General features: G+C 53.6%; 24 protein-coding genes. 4 read left to right on the top strand and 20 right to left on the bottom strand.

What is annotated here, in order from left to right; genetic code table 11:
- Positions 1-14 precede the first annotated feature (14 nt).
- The 17 genes from kdpA to rpsB form a co-directional block, all read right to left on the bottom strand.
- A complete protein-coding gene (kdpA, locus tag N512_RS22440; RefSeq protein ID WP_156029106.1) occupies positions 15-1,700 on the bottom strand; it encodes a potassium-transporting ATPase subunit KdpA in 1,686 nt (561 codons plus the stop codon).
- Positions 1,701-1,702: 2 nt separating this feature from the next.
- Positions 1,703-1,792 (bottom strand): K(+)-transporting ATPase subunit F, encoded by a 90-nt coding sequence (gene kdpF / locus N512_RS24015; RefSeq protein ID WP_081737100.1) that lies wholly within the window; start codon positions 1,790-1,792, stop codon positions 1,703-1,705.
- 203 nt (positions 1,793-1,995) lie between these two features.
- Positions 1,996-2,616, bottom strand: coding sequence for a ribonuclease HII (rnhB, locus tag N512_RS0107055; RefSeq protein WP_028779857.1), 621 nt, complete (start codon positions 2,614-2,616; stop codon positions 1,996-1,998).
- On the bottom strand, positions 2,613-3,773 hold the full coding sequence (gene lpxB / locus N512_RS0107050; protein WP_025010989.1) for a lipid-A-disaccharide synthase: 1,161 nt from the start codon (positions 3,771-3,773) through the stop codon (positions 2,613-2,615). Before lpxB ends, rnhB begins: the two co-directional genes overlap by 4 nt.
- Before the next feature lie 14 nt (positions 3,774-3,787).
- Positions 3,788-4,558 carry an acyl-ACP--UDP-N-acetylglucosamine O-acyltransferase gene (gene lpxA / locus N512_RS0107045; RefSeq protein ID WP_025010988.1) on the bottom strand — a complete coding sequence of 257 codons (771 nt, stop codon included), beginning with the start codon at positions 4,556-4,558 and terminating at the stop codon, positions 3,788-3,790.
- Complete coding sequence (fabZ, locus tag N512_RS0107040) at positions 4,555-5,016, bottom strand: 3-hydroxyacyl-ACP dehydratase FabZ (protein WP_025010987.1); 462 nt, start codon at positions 5,014-5,016, stop codon at positions 4,555-4,557. The genes lpxA and fabZ overlap by 4 nt, the downstream gene beginning before the upstream one ends.
- 37 nt (positions 5,017-5,053) lie before the next feature.
- Entirely contained in the window at positions 5,054-6,079 is a 1,026-nt protein-coding gene (gene lpxD / locus N512_RS0107035; RefSeq protein ID WP_028779856.1) for a UDP-3-O-(3-hydroxymyristoyl)glucosamine N-acyltransferase, read from the bottom strand.
- A 4-nt stretch (positions 6,080-6,083) separates the two neighbouring features.
- Positions 6,084-6,581: an OmpH family outer membrane protein gene (locus N512_RS0107030; RefSeq protein ID WP_037466989.1), complete on the bottom strand. Its 498-nt coding sequence runs from the start codon at positions 6,579-6,581 to the stop codon at positions 6,084-6,086.
- Between the two features lie 58 nt (positions 6,582-6,639).
- Positions 6,640-9,123: an outer membrane protein assembly factor BamA gene (gene bamA, locus N512_RS0107025; RefSeq protein ID WP_025887252.1), complete on the bottom strand. Its 2,484-nt coding sequence runs from the start codon at positions 9,121-9,123 to the stop codon at positions 6,640-6,642.
- A 31-nt stretch (positions 9,124-9,154) separates the two neighbouring features.
- Positions 9,155-10,537, bottom strand: coding sequence for a sigma E protease regulator RseP (rseP, locus tag N512_RS0107020; RefSeq protein WP_028779855.1), 1,383 nt, complete (start codon positions 10,535-10,537; stop codon positions 9,155-9,157).
- A gap of 15 nt (positions 10,538-10,552) precedes the next feature.
- Positions 10,553-11,743: a 1-deoxy-D-xylulose-5-phosphate reductoisomerase gene (gene ispC / locus N512_RS0107015; RefSeq protein ID WP_028779854.1), complete on the bottom strand. Its 1,191-nt coding sequence runs from the start codon at positions 11,741-11,743 to the stop codon at positions 10,553-10,555.
- A 4-nt stretch (positions 11,744-11,747) separates the two neighbouring features.
- Positions 11,748-12,605 carry a phosphatidate cytidylyltransferase gene (locus tag N512_RS0107010; protein WP_028779853.1) on the bottom strand — a complete coding sequence of 286 codons (858 nt, stop codon included), beginning with the start codon at positions 12,603-12,605 and terminating at the stop codon, positions 11,748-11,750.
- Positions 12,606-12,626: 21 nt separating this feature from the next.
- Entirely contained in the window at positions 12,627-13,454 is an 828-nt protein-coding gene (gene uppS / locus N512_RS0107005; RefSeq protein ID WP_028779852.1) for a polyprenyl diphosphate synthase, read from the bottom strand.
- 84 nt (positions 13,455-13,538) lie between these two features.
- Positions 13,539-14,096: a ribosome recycling factor gene (gene frr / locus N512_RS0107000; protein WP_025010981.1), complete on the bottom strand. Its 558-nt coding sequence runs from the start codon at positions 14,094-14,096 to the stop codon at positions 13,539-13,541.
- A 28-nt stretch (positions 14,097-14,124) separates the two neighbouring features.
- Entirely contained in the window at positions 14,125-14,856 is a 732-nt protein-coding gene (gene pyrH / locus N512_RS0106995; RefSeq protein ID WP_025010980.1) for a UMP kinase, read from the bottom strand.
- A 69-nt stretch (positions 14,857-14,925) separates the two neighbouring features.
- Positions 14,926-15,777: a translation elongation factor Ts gene (tsf, locus tag N512_RS0106990; protein WP_028779851.1), complete on the bottom strand. Its 852-nt coding sequence runs from the start codon at positions 15,775-15,777 to the stop codon at positions 14,926-14,928.
- A gap of 132 nt (positions 15,778-15,909) precedes the next feature.
- Positions 15,910-16,638, bottom strand: coding sequence for a 30S ribosomal protein S2 (rpsB, locus tag N512_RS0106985; RefSeq protein WP_025010979.1), 729 nt, complete (start codon positions 16,636-16,638; stop codon positions 15,910-15,912).
- A 417-nt stretch (positions 16,639-17,055) separates the two neighbouring features.
- Between rpsB and map the strand changes: the two genes are divergently transcribed.
- The 4 genes from map to N512_RS0106965 all read left to right on the top strand — a co-directional run bounded on the left by map (position 17,056) and on the right by N512_RS0106965 (position 21,924).
- Positions 17,056-17,859 carry a type I methionyl aminopeptidase gene (gene map, locus N512_RS0106980; protein WP_028779850.1) on the top strand — a complete coding sequence of 268 codons (804 nt, stop codon included), beginning with the start codon at positions 17,056-17,058 and terminating at the stop codon, positions 17,857-17,859.
- 20 nt (positions 17,860-17,879) lie between these two features.
- Complete coding sequence (glnD, locus tag N512_RS0106975) at positions 17,880-20,459, top strand: bifunctional uridylyltransferase/uridylyl-removing protein GlnD (RefSeq protein WP_028779849.1); 2,580 nt, start codon at positions 17,880-17,882, stop codon at positions 20,457-20,459.
- Positions 20,460-20,476: 17 nt separating this feature from the next.
- Complete coding sequence (dapD, locus tag N512_RS0106970; protein WP_028779848.1) at positions 20,477-21,301, top strand: 2,3,4,5-tetrahydropyridine-2,6-dicarboxylate N-succinyltransferase; 825 nt, start codon at positions 20,477-20,479, stop codon at positions 21,299-21,301.
- Positions 21,302-21,558: 257 nt separating this feature from the next.
- On the top strand, positions 21,559-21,924 hold the full coding sequence (locus N512_RS0106965; protein WP_037474399.1) for a DUF3718 domain-containing protein: 366 nt from the start codon (positions 21,559-21,561) through the stop codon (positions 21,922-21,924).
- A gap of 25 nt (positions 21,925-21,949) precedes the next feature.
- Here the strand turns inward: N512_RS0106965 and purU are convergent, their stop codons facing one another.
- The 3 genes from purU to N512_RS0106950 all read right to left on the bottom strand — a co-directional run bounded on the left by purU (position 21,950) and on the right by N512_RS0106950 (position 24,767).
- Positions 21,950-22,783 carry a formyltetrahydrofolate deformylase gene (gene purU, locus N512_RS0106960; RefSeq protein ID WP_028779846.1) on the bottom strand — a complete coding sequence of 278 codons (834 nt, stop codon included), beginning with the start codon at positions 22,781-22,783 and terminating at the stop codon, positions 21,950-21,952.
- Between the two features lie 86 nt (positions 22,784-22,869).
- Positions 22,870-24,351: a PTS transporter subunit EIIC gene (locus tag N512_RS0106955; RefSeq protein WP_028779845.1), complete on the bottom strand. Its 1,482-nt coding sequence runs from the start codon at positions 24,349-24,351 to the stop codon at positions 22,870-22,872.
- Complete coding sequence (locus N512_RS0106950) at positions 24,303-24,767, bottom strand: flavodoxin (protein ID WP_028779863.1); 465 nt, start codon at positions 24,765-24,767, stop codon at positions 24,303-24,305. Before N512_RS0106950 ends, N512_RS0106955 begins: the two co-directional genes overlap by 49 nt.
- Between the last annotated feature and the right edge of the window lie 25 nt (positions 24,768-24,792).

Raw genomic sequence — 24,792 nt, 5'->3', positions numbered from 1 at the left:
GTTTCTCCCTGAATTCATTGAGCTGTCATCAGTGCTTGCGGCAACGGGAAAGTCAGCTGCTCGGCCACAGGCCCGAGAGTCAATGCCGGAATAAAGGTCAAGGCGCCAAAGAGCAAGAGGGTTCCCAGCAACATGCTGGCAAACAACCAGCCATAGGTGGGCAAGGTGCCTGGGCCTGCCTCTTGGGCGGGTTTGGCAGCCATACTGCCGGCTATCATCAGCACAGGTAGGATCACGCCAAAGCGCCCAAGTAGCATGGCCGCCGCCAGCAGAAGGTTGTAAAAAGGCGTATTGGCGTTGAAGCCACCAAAGGCGCTGCCGTTGTTGTTGGCCGCCGATGACAGGGCGTACAGCAGCTCGCTGAAGCCATGGGGCCCGGTTTCCTGCAGCGACTCGGGAGAGAGCACCAAGCCAAGCGCCGCGCCGGAAAGCACTATCACAGGCGAACAGAGCAAAGCCAGACAGACGAGTTTCATCTCCCGGGTTTCAATCTTCTTGCCCAGATACTCGGGGCTGCGGCCTATCATCAGCCCGGCAATAAACACTGTCAGGAATACAAACAGCAAGATGCCGTAAAAACCGCTGCCAACGCCGCCGAAGATCACCTCGCCAAGTTGCATCAACCACATGGGCATCATGCCGCCGAGCGCGGTAAAGGAGTCGTGCATGGCATTCACTGCGCCGCAGGAAGCTGCCGTGGTGACAGTGGCAAACAGGCTGCTTGCTCCGATGCTAAAGCGAGTCTCCTTGCCTTCCATATTGCCGGGGAAGTGAATGTCGGCCATCTGCTGCAGTTGCAGCTCAGAGTGATTTATCCATAGAAAGGCCGCCACAAACACCAATGCCATACACCCCAAAATACTCGCCCCCTGGCGCCAATCCCCGGCGCAGAGACCAAAGGCGATAACCAGGCTGCAGGGCAACAGGAAAATACTCAGCATCTGCAGCAGATTGCTCAGCGCCGTGGGATTTTCAAAGGGGTGCGCCGAATTGGCACCAAAGAAACCGCCGCCATTGGTACCCAGCATCTTAATCGCTTCCTGGGATGCTACCGGCCCCATGGGCAACAGCTGTTGTTGCCCTTCCAATCCGGTCACCGGCAGATAAGCGGCAAGATTCTGAATGACGCCCTGCTGCACCAGCAAGAGGGCGATCAACAAGGCCAGAGGCAACAGCAGATAGAGGTTCACCCTCAGCAAATCCAACCAAGCATTGCCGAGCATAGTCTGCCCATTGGTTGTCAAGGCTCTGATTATGGCAAAGGCCACCACCATACCCGTGGCGGCCGAGCAGAAGTTCTGCACCGTCAGCCCCGCCATCTGGCTGAAGTAACTGAGACTGGTTTCGCCCGAATAGGCCTGCCAATTGGTGTTGGTCACAAAGCTGATTGAAGTGTTGAACGCCAGTTGCCAATCCATCCCCGGCAGGTTTTGCGGGTTAAGCGGCAGATATTGCTGCAACAGCAGGATAAGCATCAGGCACAGGGCGCCAAGGGTGTTGAAACACAAGAGCGCCGCCGCATATTGGCGCCAGTTCATCTCCTCAAATACCGCGGCCATCCCGGACCATAGCGCCGCCTCGCGTTTGAAAGGCTTTTGATGCCGGATTAATAACGCCAACGGCTTTGCCAACAATAGGGATGCCGCCAACAAGAGCCCTAGAAAAATCGCCAGCAAACCTAAGGATTCCATAGTCAACATAGTCAGAAATCCTCTGGATGCAACAGGGCAAAAAACAGATAGCCAAATAATCCCAAGGCCAGCAGCAAAGCGGCCCACTCCATAACAGCCATAGTGAATATCTCCTGAAAAAGACTTTAATTTCAGGGTCAAAGCTTATGAAAACCGGTATAAAAACGGGGTGTAAATATCCGTAGGGTTTGTATAAAAGTTGTATAAATGGCGAAAACCATCAATAGATGTTACGGGGTGATAACCGACAAAAAAGGGCAGCTGCTGCTGCCCTTTTGGTTGCATCTTTAGGTTTCAGAACGGCTTATGAATGCTGCTCCAGCCATTCGCGTACCGGCCGGAAGCTGCGTCTGTGCTCAGGCAAGACACCGTGTTGACTCAAGGCTTCGAAATGCGCCTTGGTGGGGTAGCCCTTATGGGCGGCAAAACCATACTCAGGGTGGCGGAGGTCAAGCTCGGCCATCTCCCGGTCGCGGGTGACCTTGGCTATGATAGAGGCGGCACTGATGGCCGGGATTAAACCATCGCCCTTAACCACTGCGGCTGAATGCAGGCCAAAATCCGGGGTCCGATTACCATCTACCAAGACTTTCTCGGGACGCACCTTCAAGCCCGCCACGGCGCGCTGCATCGCCAACATGGTGGCATGTAATATGTTGAGCTCATCGATTTCCGCCGGGCTGGCTCGACCGACTGAGACCGCCAGCGCCTTGGCCAGGATCTCTTCATAGAGGGCATCGCGTTTCTTTTCGCTGAGCTTCTTGGAATCATTAAGGCCGCTAATTGGATTGGCGGGATCCAGGATCACCGCCGCGGTGACCACATCGCCGACCAAGGGGCCACGCCCCACTTCATCTACCCCGGCGACCAGCCCCTGGCACAACAGCTGCGCTTCGGCTTCCGAGAGTTGCTTATAAACTGTCATCTTTCCTCGGCTTTTTTATCGAGCAAGGCCACAACCGCCTGGGCCGCCTTTTCACTGGCGTTGCAGGCCAGCAGGCTGTGCAGCTTAGTAAACTCGGCCAGCAGCGGCCGGTTATCTTTATCCAGCAATTTGCCCACCTCTTCGGCTATCCGCTCGGCAGTGCAATCATCTTGGATAAGCTCCGGCACCAACTCCCTTCCGGCCAACAAATTGGGCAAAGAAAAGTGGTTTATCTGCATCATCCGCTTGGCAATACGGTAAGTGATAGGGCTAACCCGATAGCCGACCACCATGGGGCGCTTGACCAACATGGCTTCCAGCGTGGCGGTGCCCGATGCCAACAAGATGGTATCGCTGGCAGCCATCACTTCCCGAGAGCGCCCTTCCGTCATATGAATTTCCAGATCCGGCGCATAGGTTTCCAGTGCGGCAAGAAACTGCTCGCGGCGTTTTTCATTCACCAGGGGGGTAATAAACTTGAGATCCGGATAGCGCTGTTTCAGCAGCCTGGCCGCCTCCACAAAGGGTTGGGCCAACATCTTCAGCTCACCACCACGGGAACCCGGCAGGATAGCCAGATATTCGGCTTCGACTTTCAAGCCGAGTGCTTCTCTGGCAAGACGCTTGTCATTCTCCATCGGTATCTCATCGGCCAGAGTGTGGCCGACAAAAGTACAAGGCACCTGATGCTTGTCGTAAAAGGCTTTTTCAAACGGCAGCAGTGACAACACCATGTTGGTAGCGCGGGCGATTTTGAATATCCGCTTAGGGCGCCAGGCCCAAACCGACGGACTGACATAATGCACCGTCTTGATCCCGCGCGCCTTGAGCTTGAGCTCCAGGCCGATATTGAAGTCCGGGGCATCTATGCCGATAAAGCAATCCGGCTGCAGCGCGGTTATCTGTTTGACCAGACTCGAGCGTATCTTCAGCAATCTGGGCAGGCGGGAGAGCACCTCGGCAATTCCCATCACGGCCAACTCTTCCATGGCAAACAGCGACTCGAATCCGAGTGCTTCCATGCGGGGGCCACCGATACCGATAAAACGGGCGTCCGGATAGCGCTGTTGCAATGCTTTCATCAGGCCGGCACCTAAAATATCGCCGGAGATTTCTCCGGCGACCATTGCAAAGACTAACTTTCTATTTTGTGTCATTCGTTCTCACTGTGTCAGCGAATAATTCCTCGATTAGAGGAGGTCACAAAATCAACAAATGCTTGTACCTGCGGCTCTTTTGCGGCGTCTTCAGCCATGGCGGCAACGGCCTCTTCCAGAGTCAGGCTGCTGCGATACAGGGTCTTGTAGGCCCGGCGCAGCGCTTGCTGGGTCTCTTTGGCAAAACCGCGGCGCTTCATGCCTTCCATATTCAGACCACGTGGTATGGCCGCCTGGCCAGAGGCCATCACGAAAGGAGGCACGTCCTGCAGCACCAAAGAGCAACCTGCGGTAAAGGCATGGGCACCTATGTGCACAAACTGGTGCACCCCTGTCATACCGCCGAGAATAGCCCAGTCACCCACATGGCAATGACCGGCAATAGAGGCGTTATTGGCCATGATCACATTGTCGCCCACCACGCAGTCGTGGGCGATATGCACATAGGCCATAAACAGGTTATTGGAGCCGATACGGGTCTCGCTGTTGTCCTGCACCGTACCGCGGTGAATGGTGACAGACTCACGGATGATATTGTTATCACCCATGATAAGCCGGGTAGGTTCACCGGCATATTTCTTGTCCTGGCAATCTTCACCAACGGAGGCAAACTGGAAAATCCGGTTGCCCTTGCCAATGATGCTGGGTCCCTTGATAACCACGTGGGAACTGATCCAGCAGTCATCGCCGATCTCCACATCCGCCCCTATGTAGCTCCAGGGGCCGATAGTGACATTTTTACCTATCTTGGCTTCGGGGTGAACGAAAGCTAATTTATCTATCACTTGCTAATCTCTCTGCGGGCACACATGATTTCGGCTGAACACACCAGCTCACCATCCACTTTGGCCTCGCCGTAGAAAACGCCAATCCCGCGGCGTTCCTTGATCATCTTCACTTCAAAGTGCAGCTGATCACCTGGCTCAACAACCCGCTTGAAACGAGCATTGTCGATACCGGCAAAATAATACAGCACGTCCGGAGACGGCTTGTCGCTCATGGTCTTGAACGCCAACAAGCCGGTGGCCTGCGCCATGGCCTCCAGAATGAGCACACCAGGCATAACCGGCTGAACAGGGAAATGCCCCTGGAAGAAAGGCTCATTGATGGTGACGTTCTTGATCGCATGCAGAGTTTCACCCGGAGTAAAATCCAGTACTCTATCGATCAACAAAAATGGATATCTATGTGGCAGGTAAGCCAAAATCTCTTTGATATCCATTGTATTTAATTGATTAGACACGAACTCGTTTCCTCATGCCGCTTAACGCACAGCGGTATTAATCTTGGGGTTTAACGGTTTTTTCCAGGGTTTTGACCCGCTGGAACAGCTCGTCCAACTGACGGAAGCGAACCGTATTTTTACGCCACAGCCTGTTGGGCATGGCCACAGTGGCCGAGGAGTATACCCCAGGTTCACGAACATCGTTAGTAATGTTGGTGCTGCCAGTGACGTGCACCCCATCCGTAATGCTCAGATGACCGGAAATCGCGCAGTTACCACCAATAATACAATGTTTACCTATAGTCACGCTGCCTGCCAGTACTGTGCAGCCGGCAATCGCAGTGTTGGCACCTATGATATCGTTGTGAGCTACCTGCACCTGGTTGTCGATTATCACGCCATCATGGATTTCAGTATGATCGATCGCGCCGCGATCTATAGTAGTACCGGCGCCAATCTCCACTCTGTCACCTATGCGCACGCCGCCGGTCTGAGGGATTTTGATCCACTGACCGCGTTCGTTGGCATAACCGAAACCATCGGAGCCGATAACGGCCCCAGAGTGAACGATACAGTTTTGCCCCAAATGTACATCGTGATAGACGGTGACATTGGCCCACAGGCGGCTGCCCGAGCCTATGATGACATCCTGACCAACCACTGTACCGGCACCTATCTGGACATTTTCGCCCAAAATACTGTTGGCGCCGATGACCGCATTGGCGCCAATAGCAACGCCCTCACCCAGTTTGGCACTGGGATGAATTTGCGCCGAGGGATGGATATCCTCTGCCGCAACCGGCGTGCTGTCCAGCAATTGCGCAACTCTGGCAAAGCCGACATAAGGGTCATTGAGTACCAAGGCGTTACCGGCAAAACCGTCCAACTCTTTAGGCGAGATCAATACCGCACCAGCCTGAGTATGCTCCAGCTGGCTACGGTATTTGGTGTTGGCCAGAAAGGTGATCTGATCCGGCCGCGCCTTTTCAAGTGTCGCCACAGAGGAGACAGTCACACTGTCATCCCCACGAACTTCGGCCCCCAACAGCTGGCCAAGCTCTTTCAACGAAAAAGACTTCATCGATTTACTTGCCTTTGCTCAAGGCTTCAACCACTTTGGAGCTGATGTCGGCAGCTGGCTTAACATAAACCACGGCGCCGCGTTGCAGTACCATGTCGTACTTCTCTTTTTCAGCTATGGTGTTGATAGCCTTCTGCACTTTTACCAGCAGTTTGTTTTGCTCTTCACCCTGACGACGACGCAGATCTTCATCCAGCGCCTTACCTTTGAGCTGATAGTCAGCCTTCAGGGATTCCATTTTACGAACCAGTTCGGTCTTTTGCGTTTCGCTCATCAGCGCGGCATCACGCTGCTGCTTTTCCAGCAAACCACGGAGGTCTTCCTGCAGCTTCTGTACTTCAGCCATACGATCGCCGAATTCAGTCTTGAGTGCGTTGCTGATCTGCTCGCGTTGTGGCAGTTGTTCAAACACGGCGCCCATATCGACAACCGCCAGTTTCTCCGCTTGTGCGGCCAGGGGAGCACCCATCAACATCAGCGTCATCAGTGCGCCGTTTACCATTTTTTTCAAAATCAGACTCCTTGTTTTTCTTCAGCAATGCTTGCCGAGTTTATGTAATTTAGAAAGTTTTGCCAATATTGAACGAGAAGATCTCGGTCTCGTCATCGTCGTATTCCTTAACAGGCCAGGCCAGGCTGAACACCATGGGGCCCATGGGTGACAGCCATTGCAGGCTAAGACCCCAGGAAGCACGGATACGGCTCGGATCACTGTAATCGGCCAACTTGGAAAACTCATCTGCCGGCAAGAAACGATAGGAGTCATAATCAAACTCCGTATCCCAGACGTTACCCGCATCGATAAAGAAGCTGGTACGTACTGAGTTGCTATAGGCCTCATCCAGGAAAGGAGTCGGCACAATCAGCTCCATACTGGCCGTGGCGATGGCGTTACCACCGATAGAACGGCCTGAACTGATGTAAACTTGGTTTGGATCGCCCGGCAGACTACAGCCTTCACCATCCGGATTGGGTGAACAAGGCTCGCTGCCACGATACAGATAGAAAGCCCTTGGGCCCACAGAGTTGGACTTGAAGCCACGCAGTGAGCTGGAACCACCTGAGTAGTAGTTTTCCCAGAATGGCAGGATCTGGTCGTTTTCATTGAAACCACCGTAACCGTTACCATACCCCAAACGGGCACGGGTCAAGAGCACAAACTTGTGGCTGCGGGTCAGCGGCCAGTAAAAGCTGGTGTCAAAGTCGGTCTTGAAGTACTGCAGATCAGAACCTGGAACCGTGATCTTACCGCTCAAACGCTGGGATGAACCATCGGTTGGGAAGGTTCCGCGGTTAAGGGTACTGCGATACCAGCCGAGGCTGAGCTCGAAGTTGTCGAAGCTCAAGTCAGAGTTGGGGTCATCACTGTCACGGTAAATGTTATAGAAACGGATCGCCTGCTCATAACTGGAAATTTCAGAAATGGTGTTATGGCGATAGCCTATGCCGCCGTTGATCCTGTTGTACTCGTTAATGGGGAAACCGCTGTTGAGTGCAATCCCATAGGAGCTGTTCTTATAACGCTCGAGGTTGGCCTCGTTGGCATCGAACTCGTTCCAGTAGATGCTGCCACCCAGGCTGACCCCATCCTTGGTGAAATAAGGATCGGTATAAGACAGGTTGACGTTCTTGGAGTACTTGTTGGTGTTCAGGTTAATCCCGGCCTGATTACCCGTACCGAGGAAGTTGGACTGCTGAACCCCGAACTGCAGACTCAGTCCTGACTCGGTACCATAACCTACACCAGCGTTAAAGGAGCCTGATGGCTGCTCTTTCACCTTGAAGGCCACATCCACCAAGTCGTCTGTGCCCGGCACCTGCACGGTTTCGGTATCGACAGTTTCAAAGTAGCCCAAACGGTTGAGGCGCGCCTTGGATTGCTCGACCAAGGCCGAGTTCAACCAGGCCCCTTCCATCTGTCTCAGCTCACGGCGCATCACTTCATCTTTGGTCACTGTATTACCGGTGAAGTTGATGGAACGGACATAAACACGCTTGCCGGGCTTGACGTTAACATTCAGGGTGACTTCCTTGGTTTCATCATCGATCTCAGGGAAAGTCTTCACCTCTGGATAGGCATAACCGAAACGACCCAGATACTTGCTGTACATCTCTTCGGTAAAGGTGACATCGGCGCCGTTGTATTGCTCACCGGCTTTGATAGGCAAGATACCCTTGAGCAACTCTTCTCGGCCCATGAGTTCACCGGTCAGGTTGACTTCCTTAACCTTGTACTGGTCGCCTTCATCGACGTTAATGGTGATGTAGAGGCCCTTACGGTCCGGCGTCATCGCCACCTGAGTCGAGGTCACCTTGAAACGGATATAACCATTGTTGTGGTAGTGGGTCTTGATGGTTTCGAGGTCGGCCTGCAGCTTTTGCTTCTGATAACGGCGCTCGCCGAACAGATCCCACCAGGCCACATAGTCTTTGAGCTCCAGCATACCGATAAGGTCGGCATCGCTGAAACGCTCGTTACCCACTATGTTGATCTGACGGATTTCGGCCGCCAGACCTTCGGTAAACTTGAACTTGAGTTCTACCCGGTTACGAGGCAGGTTAATCACCTGAGCCTCGACCTTGGCGCCGTATTTACCCACGCCGTAGTAGAAGTCCTGCAGGCCTTTCTCAATACCCGAGAGCATAGTGCGGTCGAGGGCTTCGCCCACCTTCACACCACTGCCGTCCAGGCTTTCCTGCAGCTGTTCATCTTTGATGTCCTTGTTACCTTCGAAGGTAACGGCGCTGATGGTCGGTCTTTCACGTACCGACACTATCAGCACCCCGCCATCGCGGGACACCTGAACATTTTCAAAGTTACTGGAGGCATACAGGCTCTTTATCGCCTGTTGCAACTTGAGTTGATCGACTGTGTCGCCCACTTTGACAGGCAAACTCAGCAAGGCCGCACCGAGTGCCACTCGTTGCAAACCTTCAACTTGGATGTCGGTCACTTCAAAAGGCTGGAAAGACTCTGCCCAACCATTCCCTGAAAACGACGCGCCGACTAATAACATCGAGGCAAAAAGTTTATTCAATCGCATAGCGCACTTCTAATTATTTGTCTGTCCTTGCTCAGAGTCGGGCAAAATCATTGAAAAGGGCAATGCTCATCAACATCAGCAGCAACGCCGCCCCAAATCTGAATCCAATTTCCTGTACCCGTTCGGATACAGGCTTACCTGTTATTACTTCCACCAAGTAATACATCAAGTGTCCCCCGTCCAGCACTGGCAACGGCAAAAGGTTAATAATGCCGAGGTTTACGCTTATCAGGGCGAGGAACCCGAGAAAATAGACCAACCCTATGTTGGCGCTGTTACCGGCCCCCTGCGCGATGGAGATGGGGCCGCTCAAATTTTTAACCGAAACATCACCGGTAAACAACTTGGCAATCATCTTAAAGCTGACTACCACAAGTTGCCATGTTTTATCTGCCGCCACCGAGATAGACTCAAGCGGGCCATACTGCAGATCCAGCAGCATATTGTCCGGCCACTTGGGAGCTTTGGGCGCCAGGCCGATGACACCTTCCATTTCCCCATTGGCACCCTTGCGGCTGTCCGGGATAAGAGTGAAGGTCTGTTGCTCACCGCCGCGTTTAACCGTCAGTTGCAGCGGCTTTCCGGCAGATACTTTAATTTGTCCGACAAAGGTTTGCCAGTCGCTGTATGCCTCACCATTGACGGCCACCAGAATATCCCCGGCCTTGACCCCGGCCTTGGCGGCCGCACCGCCCTCGGTAACCGTCTCCACTTCAGGGATCACATCCGGACGGAAGATATCCAGCCCCAGGGTGCTGAAGGGGGATTCTTTTTCCGGATCGAAACGCCAGTTGCGAATATCCAACTGATAGGTGCGTCCGGAAGGCTCAAGCCCATCATCTGGCTGAGATACCTGGCTGAGAGGCCTCAGGGTCAAGCTCATGCTGTCATCGCCGATATGACCGACCAGCGCCAGATTCACCTCTTCCCAGTTGCGTACCTTTTGCCCGGAAACCGCCACTATCTGCTGTGGGCCATCTATCTGCATCACGGCCGCAGGCGAGCCTGGTCTGACATCGCTGATCACCGGCTTGAGTGAAGGCACGCCGATGAGATACATAATATAGAGCGCGAAAATGGCAAAGATAAAGTTGGCTATCGGCCCGGCAGCGACTATCGCGATACGCGCCCAGACACTCTTGCGATTAAATGCCTGATCTTTAAGCTCTTCGGGCACGTCCTCGACCCGTTCGTCGAGCATTTTGACATAGCCCCCAAGCGGGATCATGGCTATCACATATTCGGTGCCATCTTTACCGAGGCGACGCCAAATCGCCTTACCAAAGCCGATGGAGAAACGCTCTACCTTGACACCACAGCGCCTGGCTACCCAAAAGTGGCCATATTCATGGGCGGTGATCAGTATCCCCAAGGCGACGATAAAAGCGCCCAGGTTCCATAAAAAATCAAACATCAGACCTTATTTTCCTCACTTGCATCCGGCGATAGCTTCCTGAGCATACTGACGGCTTTGGCCGTCCAATGCCAGAATATCCGCTATGGAATTTAAAGGCGATTGGGGCACACGCGCCAAACAGGCTTCATTGACCCGGGCGATATCGGTAAAGCCGATTTCCCCTTTAAGGAAGCTGGCGACGGCCATTTCATTGGCTGCATTAAGCACTGTAGTGGCTTCCTGGCCCGAGGCGCAGGCACTCATTGCCAGCTCCAGACAGGGATAGCGGGCAAAATCCGGCTCACAGAAGCTCAATTGTCCGACTTTGAAAAAGTCCAAAGGTTCAACCCCGGAGACAATTCTCTCTGGATAGGCCATGCAATGGGCTATCGGGGTGCGCATATCCGGATTACCCAGCTGTGCCAGCACGCTGCCATCCTGATACTGCACCATGGAGTGAATCACACTCTGGGGGTGGATAACCACCTTGAGCTGCTCGGCACTGGCGTTGAAGAGCCAACGAGCCTCTACATACTCAAGCCCTTTATTCATCATGGTCGCCGAATCGACAGAAATTTTAGGCCCCATGGACCAGTTGGGATGCTTGATAGCCTGGGCCGGCGTCACACTCGCCAGACTGGCAAGATCGGCGCTCAAAAATGGCCCGCCTGAGCCGGTGAGCAGAATCGATGAAATCCCTGCACCTTGAAGGTTGCAATAACCCAGCTGTTGCTGCACGGCTTCCGGCAGGCATTGGAAAATAGCGTTGTGCTCGCTGTCTACCGGCAGCAGAGTCGCGCCCGATTGGCGGGTGGCTTCCATAAATAAGCGCCCGGACATTACCAGCGCCTCTTTGTTGGCCAGCAGCACTCGCTTACCTGCCTTGACCGATGCCAGCGTTGGTATCATACCGGCGGCGCCAACTATGGCCGCCATCACGGTATCGACCCGGCTGTGAGTCACCAGCTCCAGCAGTTCGGACTCGCCGGTACTGACCCGGGTATCCGAGCCGGCACCCAAACGCTCGGCCAATGCCTTGGCCGCTTGAGGGCAAACCATATGGGCAATTTCAGGTCGGTGGATCGCACACAACTCGGCCATCTTGTCCACATTGGTATTGGCCACCAGCGCATAAACATGATATGCCGCCGGATTATGTTGGATCACACTGAGGGTACTGGCACCAATTGAGCCAGTCGCTCCTAAAATCACCATGTTTTGCATAGCACTACATCCAGAATGCAATATAGATAAGGGTAAAGACGGGCAAGGCTGCGGTCAGGCTGTCGATGCGATCCAGCACACCACCGTGGCCGGGCAATATGGTGCCCGAGTCTTTAATTTTAGCGGCGCGCTTGAACATGCTCTCGGACAGATCGCCAAGCGCCGAGGCAAGTGCGGTAAACAGGGTCACGGCAACCAGCAGTCCAAGCTCCTGTTCGGGAGAGAAATAGCAAACACCGGCCACTACCACCATGGTGGTCAGCAGGCCACCCAGCAAACCTTCCAGGGTCTTGGCCGGGCTGACATTGGGCATGAGTTTAATCCGCCCCAACGCCTTACCGGCAAAGTAGGCCCCTGAATCAGCGGCCCATACCGTCAGCATCACCAAAAACACCAGGATACCGCCAAAATAAGGGTCAGCAGGACTGCTGAGCGCTTTGAGGGATATCAGGGAAGCGAAACAAGGTAGCAGGGTCAACTGGCCGAACATGGACTTGAGCATAGGGCTGCCCTGCCAAAGTTTGGCGCTGCGGGGATAGGAGATCACCAGCACCAGAGAGAACAACCACCAACAGGCACCGATAAGAATGATGGCCAGCATAATGGGGTGTAACTGGCCCCTGGACCAGACGGCATCGGCCGGCACCAGAAGATTAATCGCCACCAGCACTATCGCCAGGGTAGCGGTAAAACTCCATTGAGTGACCTCACAGCGGCTGTCGATAATGCGGCCCCATTCTTTTGCCGCAATCAGAAATACCGCCACCAAGGCCCATGAAAAATAACTTGCCGGGAGCAAAAAGATAGCCCCCATAACCAGTGGGATTAACCAAATTGCTGTTATTATTCGTTGTTTTAGCAAAAAAATGTCCCTCGTAAGATGTTATACGCTGCGTATTTCTTCTATCTGACTTCCGGTCAGACCAAAACGACGCTGGCGGCTGGCAAAAGTCGCCACTGCCTGGCGAAACGCCTGCTCATCAAAATCCGGCCAAAGGGTGTCGGTAAAGACCAACTCGGCATAAGCCGCCTGCCAGAGAATAAAATTACTGATGCGGTAATCCCCGCCCGTACGGATCATTAAATCAACTTCATGTTGATTTTGCATGCACAAATGTTCTGCCAAGGCCTCTTCGCTGAACTGACTGCTGGTCATTTCACCGGATTCTACTTTTTCGGCCAGTTTACGAGCAGCTTGCATTATGTCCCAGCGGCCACCATAGTTGGCGGCAACATTGAGGATAAGCTCTGAGTTGGCGGCGGTTTTCTCTTCGGCTGCGCGGATCTGCTTTTGCAGTCTCTCGGAGAAGCGGCTGGTATCACCTATGATGTTCAGCCGGACACCGTTTTGGTGCAGCAGTTTGATTTCCCGGCGCAGCACGGTAAAAAACAGTTCCATCAGCAGGCTGACTTCCTGATCCGGACGACGCCAGTTTTCACTGGAAAACGCAAACAGGGTCAGTGAACGTACCCCGAGTTGCCTGGCGGTACTCACGGCGCGGCGCACAGCCTTGACACCGGCCTTATGGCCTATGACTCTGGGTTTACCCTGGGCCTGAGCCCAACGGCCGTTACCATCCATAATGATAGCCACATGCTGCGGGATAGACTGCTTTACCAGCTCTGAAAGCTGCTCCGGTAAGCACTCAGAGGTCAGGCAGTCGCCGGTGCTGGTTGGAGTCGTAGGATCGGCTTCCATATTGGATGACATCTGAATAAACAACCCTTATAAATAGACAAACGCCGCGTAGTATACCCCTACACGGCGCATCAACTCTAGTTTAGCGAGTCAATATCAGACTTCCATCAATTCCGCTTCTTTTGCGGCCAACAGCTCGTCTATCTTCTTGATATGTGCGTCAGTTATCTTCTGCACTTCCTCTTCGCTACGGCGTACATCGTCCTCGGTACACTCTTTTTCCTTCTCCAGGTTCTTCACCGCAGAGTTGGCATCACGACGAACGTTACGCACAGCCACGCGGCCGTTTTCGGCTTCGGCGCGAACCACTTTAACCAGATCACGACGACGCTCTTCGGTCAGAGCCGGCAGAGGGATACGGATAGTGGCACCAGCAGACATAGGGTTCAGGCCCAAATCTGAGCTCATGATCGCCTTCTCTACGGCCTGGATCATGCTACGGTCGAATACGTTAACCGCCAGAGTGCGGCTGTCTTCAACAGAGATATTACCCACCTGCTTGAGCGGGGTCATGGTGCCGTAGTAAGACACCTGGATAGAGTCCAGCAATGCAGGGTGAGCACGGCCGGTACGCACTTTGGCCATTTGCGCCTTGGTGGCATCTACACACTTGTCCATACGAACCTGTGCATCTTCTTTAATCGCATCAATCACGTTAAATGTCCTTTTTGCAATCAGTCGGTTATTTCGTTTTGATCAGCGTGCCTTCGGCTTCTTCACCCATGATCACCCGGCGCAGTGCGCCTGGCTTATTCATATTGAAGACCAATATAGGCATGTCGTGGTCACGGGCCATGGTGAAGGCGGCCAGATCCATGACTTTCAATTCTTTATCCAGAACTTCAGTGTAACTCAGTTCATCGTATTTGACGGCTTCGGGGTTCTTCATCGGATCATCCGAATATACGCCGTCAACTTTAGTGCCTTTTAGCACGACTTCTGCTTCAATTTCAATCCCTCTCAGGCAAGCAGCAGAGTCTGTAGTACAGAATGGGTTACCGGTACCGGCAGCAAAAATCACCACACGTCCGGACTTGAGCAGGCTGATAGCCTCGGCCCAGTTGTATCTATCGCACACACCATTGAGCGGAATAGCAGACATCAGACGGGCATTAACATAGGCACGGTGCAGCGCATCACGCATCGCCAGACCATTCATCACTGTCGCCAGCATACCCATGTGATCGCCCACCACGCGGTTCATACCAGCTTTGGCCAGTCCTTCACCACGGAACAGGTTTCCGCCACCGATGACCACGCCAACCTGAATGCCGAGCTCAACCAGCTCTTTAATCTCCTGGGCCATACGATCCAGTACCTTGGGATCGATACCGAAGCCTTCTTCGCCCATCAGGGCTTCGCCACTCAGTTTCAGCAGAATACGTCGAAATGCAGGTTTTGGGTTGGTGCTCATCTTTTTCTGTCCTGGTCATAACAAGACCGCAGCGGCTGCTGCGGTCTTGGGAGGGTTAAGAATTGGCGATTAAGCCTTCTTGGAAGCAGCGATTTGGGCAGCTACTTCAGAAGCGAAATCTTCTTCTTTCTTCTCGATACCTTCACCCACTTCCAGGCGGATGAAGTTAGTCACAGTGGCGCCTTTCTCTTTCAGAACTTCACCAACAGTTTTCTTTGGCTCCATGATGAATGGCTGACCAGTCAGAGAAACCTCACCGGTGAACTTCTTCATGCGGCCGGCAACCATCTTCTCAGCGATTTCCTGAGGCTTGCCTTCGTTCATAGCGATTTCAACTTGAACGGAACGCTCTTTCTCAACCACTTCGGCTGGAACGTCTTCTGGGTTAACGTACTCAGGCTTAGAGGCAGCAACGTGCATTGCAATGTGCTTCAGCGTTTCTTCATCGGCTTCACCGGTAACAACTACACCGATGCGATCGCCGTGACGGTAGAAAGCCATCTTGTCACCGTCGATGTACTCAACGCGACGAACATTGATGTTTTCACCGATTTTGGCAACCAGGGCAACACGCGCTTCTTCGAACTGAGCTTTCAGATCTTCAACAGTCACTTTGGCAGCAGCGGCAGCGTCCAGAACTTCGTTGGCGAAAGCCAGGAAGTTGGAGTCTTTTGCTACGAAGTCAGTCTGGCAGTTAACTTCAACCAGAGCAGTGTAACCAGCACCGTTTTTGATCAGGATAGTACCTTCGGCAGCGATGTTACCGGCTTTCTTGGCCGCTTTGGCCGCGCCGCTCTTACGCATGTTATCGATTGCAGCTTCGATATCACCGTTAGTTTCGGTCAGGGCTTTTTTACAATCCATCATGCCTGCGCCAGTACGGTCGCGCAGTTCTTTAACCAGGGCAGCAGTAATTGCCATTGTTAAATCCTCAATTGATAATTCGACAAATTTAACCTGTTGATAATCAGGTATAAAACAGGGGCCATATGGCCCCTGTTAACCAATCATATCTCTTGGTTAATAAGGGTGATGTACTAGCATCGCACCTTATTATTCAGCTTCGATGAAACCGTCTTCTTCAGCTTGAACAGCCAGGTCCTGACCACGGCCAGCTTTGGCAGCAGCAGCTACAGACTCAGCATACAAACGGATTGCACGCATAGCGTCGTCGTTACCAGGAATGATGTAGTCAACGCCATCTGGAGCAGAGTTGGTATCTACTACGGCAACAACTGGGATACCCAGGTTGTTGGCTTCTTTGATAGCGATGTGTTCATGGTCGGCACCGATAACGAAAATGGCGTCTGGCAGACCGCCCATGTTCTTGATACCACCCAGAGACTTCTCAAGCTTTTCCAGCTCACGGGTGCGCATCAGCGCTTCTTTCTTGGTCAGCTTGTCGAAAGTACCGTCAACAGACTGGGTTTCCAGATCTTTCAGGCGCTTGATTGACTGACGAACGGTTTTCCAGTTGGTCAGCATACCGCCGAGCCAGCGCTTGTCCACGTAGAACTGCTCGCAAGATACGGCAGCTTCTTTGATGGCTTCACTGGCAGCGCGCTTGGTGCCTACGAACAGGATTTTACCTTTCTTGGAAGCAATGTTGCTGATGAAAGCCAGAGCTTCATTGAACATTGGCACAGTGTGCTCGAGGTTGATGATGTGTACACCGTTGCGGGCGCCGAAGATGAAAGGCTTCATCTTAGGGTTCCAGTAACGGGTTTGGTGACCGAAGTGTACACCGGCCTGGAGCATATCGCGCATTGAAACTGTAGTCATTTTCTATACCTTAATTTAAGGGGTTAGACCTCCACGCATCCCATGTCTTCGACCCTTTGGCCAAGCCGCGGGCACCCCGAAGAATGTGTCGATACGTGTGTGATTTAGTATTTGAGTTAAATGCCATGTATAATGGCCGCCATCTTTACTCTGACCTGCCAACGAAATGGGATCCCCCACCGAAGGCAGCCCGACTTGAAGTCAATTCGAACTCGTAGAGTCGTCAGCTCAAAGTCACTTAGAGTCAAACATAACGGCGCGCTTTATACCATAAATCGCCGGCAAACACAAATTTTTTACCGCTCATATGTCGGCCTTAAACTCAGTTCAAAGCCGCGCCAGGAGCGTTATTTTACCGTTTCACAAACAAGTTGGATTGGCCTTGGCCAAGACACAGGTTATTAAGAGAAAACCCCCATGAGTATAGTCATCAAGACAGCAGACGAAATTGAGAAAATGCGTGCCGCCGGCAAGCTGGCCGCCAGTGTACTGGAAATGATAGCCCCGCACGTCAAGGCCGGGGTCAGCACCAACGAGCTCAACGATATCTGCGCCAAGTACACGGAAGAACAAGGCGCCATCTCTGCGCCACTCAACTACCATGGTTTTCCCAAGTCCATCTGTACCTCTATCAATGAGGTGATCTGCCACGGTATTCCCAGCGATCGCGTGCTCAAGGACGGCGATATTCTCAATATCGACATCACTGTCATCAAGGATGGCTATCACGGCGACACTTCCAAAATGTTCCTGATTGGCGATGTCAGCCCAAAAGATCGCCGCCTGTGCCGTATCGCTCAGGAAAGCCTCTACGCCGCCATCCGCAAGGTTCGCCCCGGCATGCAGTTGGGTGAAATTGGCACCACGGTCGAGAAGTTTATCAAGGCCAGCAAGTCAGGCCTGGACAAATATTCGATAGTGCAGGATTACTGCGGTCACGGTATCGGCGCCGGTTTCCACGAAGAGCCACAGGTAGTGCACTACAAAAACAACGATAAGACCATACTGCGTCCAGGCATGTGCTTTACCATTGAGCCGATGATCAACGCCGGTCGCCACACTTCTGTATTGAACAAGGATGACGGCTGGACTGTCACCACCTCAGATGGTAAAAATTCAGCTCAGTGGGAACATACTCTGTTGATCACCCAGACCGGCGTAGAAGTTCTGACGCTGCGCGCCGAGGAAGATTTCCCGAGGATCATCAATCACGCCAAATAAGGCGTCACCCAAGGAATAGAATGAGCACAGCGCTGGCAGCCAAAACGGCACTTTGTGAGCAGAATCAGGCCCTGTTTGACAGGTTTACCTCGCGAGAAAAGATAGTCGAACTGGTTACCAGCCGCTGTCGCTTTGTCGATAAGCAGCTGATTGAACAATGGCAAGCCCAGGGGCTGAATGATTATCCCATCGCCCTTATCGCCGTTGGCGGCTATGGCCGCGGCGAGCTGCACCCCTATTCAGACATAGATCTGCTGTTTCTGGTGGATGACAACCTGGCCCCGGCAGCCGAGAGCAGGCTCAGCGCCTATATCGCCTTTCTCTGGGACGCAGGTCTTGAAATCGGTCACAGTGTCAGAACCCTGGGCGAAACCCTGCAGCAGGGTCGCCAGGACATCACCATAGCCACCAATCTATTGGAAGCCAGGCTGCTTACCGGTCCGGAAATCCTGTTTGATACTCTCTACGACGCGATTCGCGAGCACCAATTCTGGCCATCGAACGAGTTTTTCAGCGCCAAGCGCGATGAACAGCGCGCCCGCCACGCCAGGGCCAATGCCTTCGATCTTGAACCCAATATCAAGACCTGCCCCGGCGGCCTCAGGGATATTCAAACCATAGCCTGGGTCGCCATGCGCCACTTCGATGCCGCCAAACTCGAAGAGTTGGTCGGGCACGGTTTTCTGGAGCAGGCCGAACTCGAAGAGCTGCTGGAGTGTCAGCACTTCCTCTGGGAGCTGAGATTTGCCCTGCACCTGGCTTCGGGCCGTGACGAAAACCGTTTGCTGTTTGACTTGCAGCGTCAGGTCGCAGGCTTGATGGGCTACGAAGATGCCACCCAACTGGCGGTCGAGCAGATGATGAAGCGCTATTACCGCACAGTACGGCGGGTGATGGAGCTCAACGAGATGCTGCTGCAACTGTTCAAGCGTGCCACCCTGGGGCACACCCAGGCGCTGGAAATCCAGCCTATAGATGAACACTATCAGCGCCGCGGCCGCTTTATCGAGGCGCTGGACTTGGCACTGTTTGACGATCCGGAAGAGATCGTCAGGCTGTTTTTGCATGTGGCCCGCAATTCCAACATTCAGGGGATTTATGCCCCGACTCTGAGGGCACTTAGAAGGGCCAGACGCGCCCAGCCGCAACCTCTGATGGCCTGGGAAGGCTGCCGCGGGGTATTTATGGAAATCCTCCGCCATCCTCGTGGCATTGCGGCTCTGTCGCTAATGCACAAACATGGGGTGATGTCGGCTTATTTGCCTGCCTGGCGCGCCATTGAGGGCCAGATGCAGTTTGACCTCTTCCATGCCTACACTGTAGATGAACACACCCACAGGCTGCTGCTCAATATCGACAAATTTGCCCAGGCAGAGCAGAAAGAGGAGTTCCCACTCGGCTCTGTACTGATCAATCAGTTGCCGAAAAAAGGGCTTCTGGTCTTGGCGGCCATTTTCCACGACATCGCCAAGGGTCGCGGCGGCGATCACAGTAAACTCGGCGCCGTGGATGCGCAGGAGTTTTGTAAACTCCATGGCCTCAACGACCACGACGGCCGCTTGGTCAGCTGGTTAGTGGAGAATCATCTGTTGATGTCGATTGTTGCCCAGCGCCGGGATATTTCCGATCCCGAAGTAGTCGCCGACTTTGCCGACAAGGTTCGTGATGCGGTGCACTTGAGTTATCTCTACTGCCTGACAGTGGCCGATATCTGTGCCACCAATGAAAAAACCTGGAACAACTGGAAGGGCTCCCTGCTGAGGGATCTCTATTTTGCCACCCAGAGGGTACTCGCCCGCGGCAAAGAAAAGCCGGTGGATATTCGTGCCCGGGTGCGGGAGCATCAGGCCAAGGCCAAGAAAGAGTTGCTGCGGCGCGGCTTCAAGGAAAAGGCGCTGGATCAGCTGTGGCAGAGATTCAAGGCCGATTACTTTTTGCGTCATCAACCCAATCAAATCGCCTGGCACGCCGAGGCGATTCTCAAGCACAAGCAGGATGAGCCACTGGTGATGGTATCCAAACACACCACCCGTGGCGGTACCGAGCTGTTTGTCTATTGCCAGGACAAACCCAAGCTGTTTGCCACTGTGATGGCGGTGCTGGACAACAAGAATATCAATGTTCATGATGCCAACATCATGACATCCAAGGACAACTACGCCCTGGATACCTTTGTGATCCTCGAACAGGACGGCAAGGCGGTCAGTCAGCTGTCGCGGATACAAAGCATACGCAAGACCCTTGGCAAAGCGCTTAGCGGCGAGCAACCCAAGATCCCGCGCTTTCGCAAGTTGTCGCGCAAGATGAAACCTTTTAAAGTTCCGACTCAGGTCAGTTTCCTGCCGACCCGCCGCCATGGTACAAGTATGATGGAACTGATAGCCTTGGATAGCCCGGGCCTGTTGGCCAAGATAGGTGAAACCTTCTATCGCTGTGATGTCACCCTGCTGGCGGCCAAGATCACCACGATAGGCGAGCGCGCCGAGGACTTTTTTATTCTACAAACCAATCAGGGACTGGCACTGGATGAAGCCCAGCAACAAAGGCTGAAAGAGTCACTGATCAGTGCCCTGTCCCAATTCGGGACCCCAACAACCTAAGTAAACGGGAGAAACCAATGGAGGCTTTACGCCAACGTATTGAGGCGGCTTTTGAAGCTCGCGCACAGATAAGCCCAACCACAGTTGACGCCGAGCTGCGTGCCGATGTGGAACGAGTGATTGACATGCTGGACAGAGGCGAGGCCAGAGTGGCCGAGAAACTGGACGGCCAGTGGCATGTGCACCAATGGCTCAAGAAAGCCGTTTTGCTGTCTTTCCGTATCTTCGACAATGGCGTAATCGATGGGGCCGAAACCAAGTATTTCGACAAGGTACCACAAAAGTTTGCCGACTATGATGAAGCGCGTTTTCGCGCCGAAGCCATACGCGTTGTGCCACCTGCTGCGGTGCGCAAAGGCTCTTTCATAGGTAAAAACACTGTGCTTATGCCCTCTTATGTTAACCTGGGCGCCTATGTAGATGAAGGCACCATGGTCGACACCTGGGCCACGGTTGGCTCCTGTGCGCAAATTGGTAAAAACGTGCATCTCTCAGGCGGTGTCGGTATTGGTGGCGTGCTCGAGCCGCTGCAGGCCGGCCCGACCATTATTGAAGACAACTGCTTTATCGGTGCCCGCTCTGAAATCGTTGAAGGGGTAGTGGTCGAGGAAGGCTCAGTGATCTCCATGGGGGTCTATATCGGCCAGAGCACCCGCATCTATGACCGCGAAACTGGTGAAATTCACTATGGCCGGGTTCCAGCAGGTTCTGTAGTGGTGTCAGGCACTCTGCCCTCCAGCTGCGGCAAGTACAATCTTTACGCCGCCATCATAGTCAAAAAGGTAGACGAGAAGACCCGCGGTAAAGTGGGTATCAACGAACTGCTGCGGATGGTCGACTGACCCTTGCCCTCGGGAGCTGACCTCGAGCAATAAGCGCTTTAGCAGGTCAGCAACCCCATCTATGTGTCTGTCTGCTCTGCCCATAAGGGCGCAGGCAGACACATTTACTTACCAAGAGACAAACTTCCACACCTTGGGACACGCCTTGCCCAAGCAGCAACAACTGCTGACAGAAAGCCTCTATTCAATTGCTGGCAAATGCCCCGGCTGCGACTGTACTTAAATGGTACTTGAAGCATCCCCAAAAGGAGCAAGCCATGAACCTTTGCCAACGTACCCGCACCGGCGCCGTATTACTGGCTGTCGCCGGCCTGAGCTTCGGCTCTCTCAGTGCCCAGGCCGCAATGGATCCTTATATTGAGCAGGCATTGATCCAGGTCTGTAAGTCCAGTGCCAGCAACAGCATGATAGCGTTTTCCAACACCCTGCGTGAGTACCGGATCAATGAACAGCGAGTGTTCCCCCGTCTGGTGTGCAATGGTGAGTCACTGCATCAGTTTGCCATGAGTCACGGCGCCGATCGCACCGCCAAAAAGATTAGCCGCTTCCTGACCGGCAAAGTGACCATTTCCGATATGGCCATGATCCCAGAGGAGGAAAAACTCTACGTGAGTTTCCGCTGAACCTACTGAGCCCAAAACACTCGGGTTAAAACACCAAGGTCTTGTTACCGTACACCACGACCTGTTCATTGAGTACCAGCGCCAGAGCCCGGCTGAGAACACTTTTTTCCACATCTCGGCCGGCTTTGGCCATATCTGCCGCACTGTAACTATGATCCACAGGGATCACATCCTGCTTGATGATAGGTCCCTCATCCAAGCAGTTATTCACAAAGTGCGCCGTGGCACCAATAATCTTCACCCCGCGCTCCCACGCCTGACGATAGGGATTGGCGCCGATAAAGGCCGGCAGGAAGGAGTGATGAATATTGATGATCTTATTGGGATACTGCTCGACAAACTCTGGGGTGAGTACCCGCATATATTTGGCCAGTACCAGGTACTCAGGCTGGTAGCCGGCGATAATCTCCAACATGGCGCGCTCGTGGGCGCAGCGATCCAACCCCTGATGACAGACGTGATGAAAAGGCACCTCAAACTTGGCCGCCAGCGGTGCCAGGGTGTCGTAGTTGGCCACTATGGCGGCTATCTCCACATCGAGAGCACCATAGTAGGTTTTCATCAAGAGATCCCCGAGGCAATGGGCCTCCTTGGTCGCCAGCACCACTATGCGCTTGCGTCCGGCATCCACCAGTTTCATATGGTTTTGTTTAGGCAGGACCTCGGCCAACTCCTTTAGCAGCTTAGTTTCATCGAACTCACCTTCAAGTTCGGTACGCATGAAAAAGCGCCCCTGCTGATTATCGACAAACTCGTTGTTCTTGATGATGTTCAGTCTGTGCTGAAAGCATACCCCAGTGACTCTGGCGATAAGCCCATATTCATCGGCACAATCAATCATCAGTATTTTGCGTGGCATATCGGCTCCTGTCGCTGCATCAAAGTTTGAATATGCCACAGTCTCGCCGCTGGCGCGCTTAAAATTTATTCATCAAAAGCAGCCCGTTATCTCCGGCTTGCCTGGCGACTGTCCAGATACTTTTGCAAAAGCCCTCTCAAGGTCTCGGCCTTGGTGCCAAACACTACCTGGACGCCCTGCCCCACCACTATCACGCCCTTGGCTCCCAATCCCAACAGGCGGGACTTGTCCACCAGCTCTGGGCGTTCGACACTCAGGCGCAAGCGGGTCATACAGGCGCTGAGATTGCGGATATTGGCGGCGCCGCCGAGGGCGCCTATCATGGCCAGCAGATTGCCGCCCGAGGCATTTTCCGGCTCCAGCCGCCCCGGCGTCTTGAGGTTGAATGCCATGATGGAAGCGCGGAAAATCAGATAATAGATGACTGCGGTCAAGGGGCCCAGGATCAGAAACCAACCGGCGTTGGCAGATTGATGCCACAGAAGGGCAAAATCCAGCAAACCATTGGAAAACACCAGCCCATAGTGAATGTCGAACCAGATACAGACAGCATAAGCCAGCCCGGTCAGCAGCGCGTGCACCAGATACAGCAAAGGCGCCACAAACAGGAAGGCAAACTCAATCGGCTCAGTCACCCCGGTAAGCCAACTGGTTGCCGCCGCCGACAGCATGATGCCGGCCACCCGATTGCGTTCACTCTTGTCGGCACAGCGCCAAATCGCCAGGGCCGCCGCCGGCAGGCCCCACATCTTGATGAGATAGCCACCGGCCAGATTGCCGGCCTGGGGATCGCCGGCGAGGTAGCGTGCCACTTCGCCTCTGAGCCATTCACCATCCTGATAATACTGCCCAAGCTCCAGGTAGAAAGGCGCATTCCAGATATGGTGCAGCCCAAGTGGCAACAAGAGGCGTTCCACTGTGCCATAGATGGCAAAGGCCAGCTGCGGCTTTTGATACACAGCCCAGTTGGAGAACACCTCAATATAGTGAGCCAAAGGTGGCCAGATAAGCGCCAGCAAATAGGCCAGCAACACAGCCAACGGCAACATCAGCAACGGCGCGCTGCGACGTCCCTCAAAGAAGGAAAAGATAGCCGGCAAACGCAAGTGACGACTCATGGCCATCGCCAGGCAGGTCATCACCCCGAGCAACATACCACCGGCAATACCTGTATCTATGGTCTCCACTCCGAGCCAAACCGAAGTGTGCACGGGGTTTTGCGAGGCCAACAGCGATAAGGTGGAACTGAATACCCCAAAGCCGAACGCCGCACTGAAGGCGGCAATCCCCTGATCGCGACAAAAGCCTATGGCAATGGCGATGGCAAACAGCAGCGGCATCATAGTGAAGATGAGATTGCCTGTGGTGGCAAACAGCTCATTGAGCGAAGGAGACAAAATACCTGTCGGCGTACTGGCCAGGCCTTTCATCACCCCGGCAGCAGGCAGGATAGCTATGGGGACAAGCAGCGCCTGACTCAGGCGCTGGGCAAACTTAAACCAATGTTGTGAAAAGCCTTTCAGGCGCCCGGTTCTGTTTTCAGCAGGGGTAGCCAGTTGTTGAGCCATGCTTGAGCCTCGACCTCGGGTTCCATGGTTTCGCAGGCATCAATCTCCAAACGCTCACCGACACGTTTGGCACCAAGCTCCGCAAACAGTTCATCCAATTGTTTACCTGCGCCGCAGAAAGTCTCATAACTCGAGTCTCCCAGGGCAATAACCCCGTATCTAAGGTCTGGTAAGTAAGGGGCCGTGTCTTTCAGTTCCAAAAACCAGGGCAAAATATCATCCGGAAGATCCCCTTGGCCGGTAGTGGAAGAGACCAGCAACAAATACTCATCGGCAGTCGGTACATATCCTTTAAGCTCATGACTTTGCCAAAGTTTGGCATCCACACCATGAGTCTGGAGCTGCTTCAGGAGTGTCTCGGCAACAAACTGGGCGTTACCATAGACAGTTCCAAACACCAGGTTCACTTTTTTCATGTTATACTCTGCACCTCGGAGCCAA

The sequence above is a fragment of the Shewanella sp. 38A_GOM-205m genome, from assembly GCF_000518445.1.
GTDB lineage: Bacteria > Pseudomonadota > Gammaproteobacteria > Enterobacterales > Shewanellaceae > Shewanella > Shewanella algae.
This window is presented reverse-complemented; position numbering and strand designations above follow the sequence as displayed.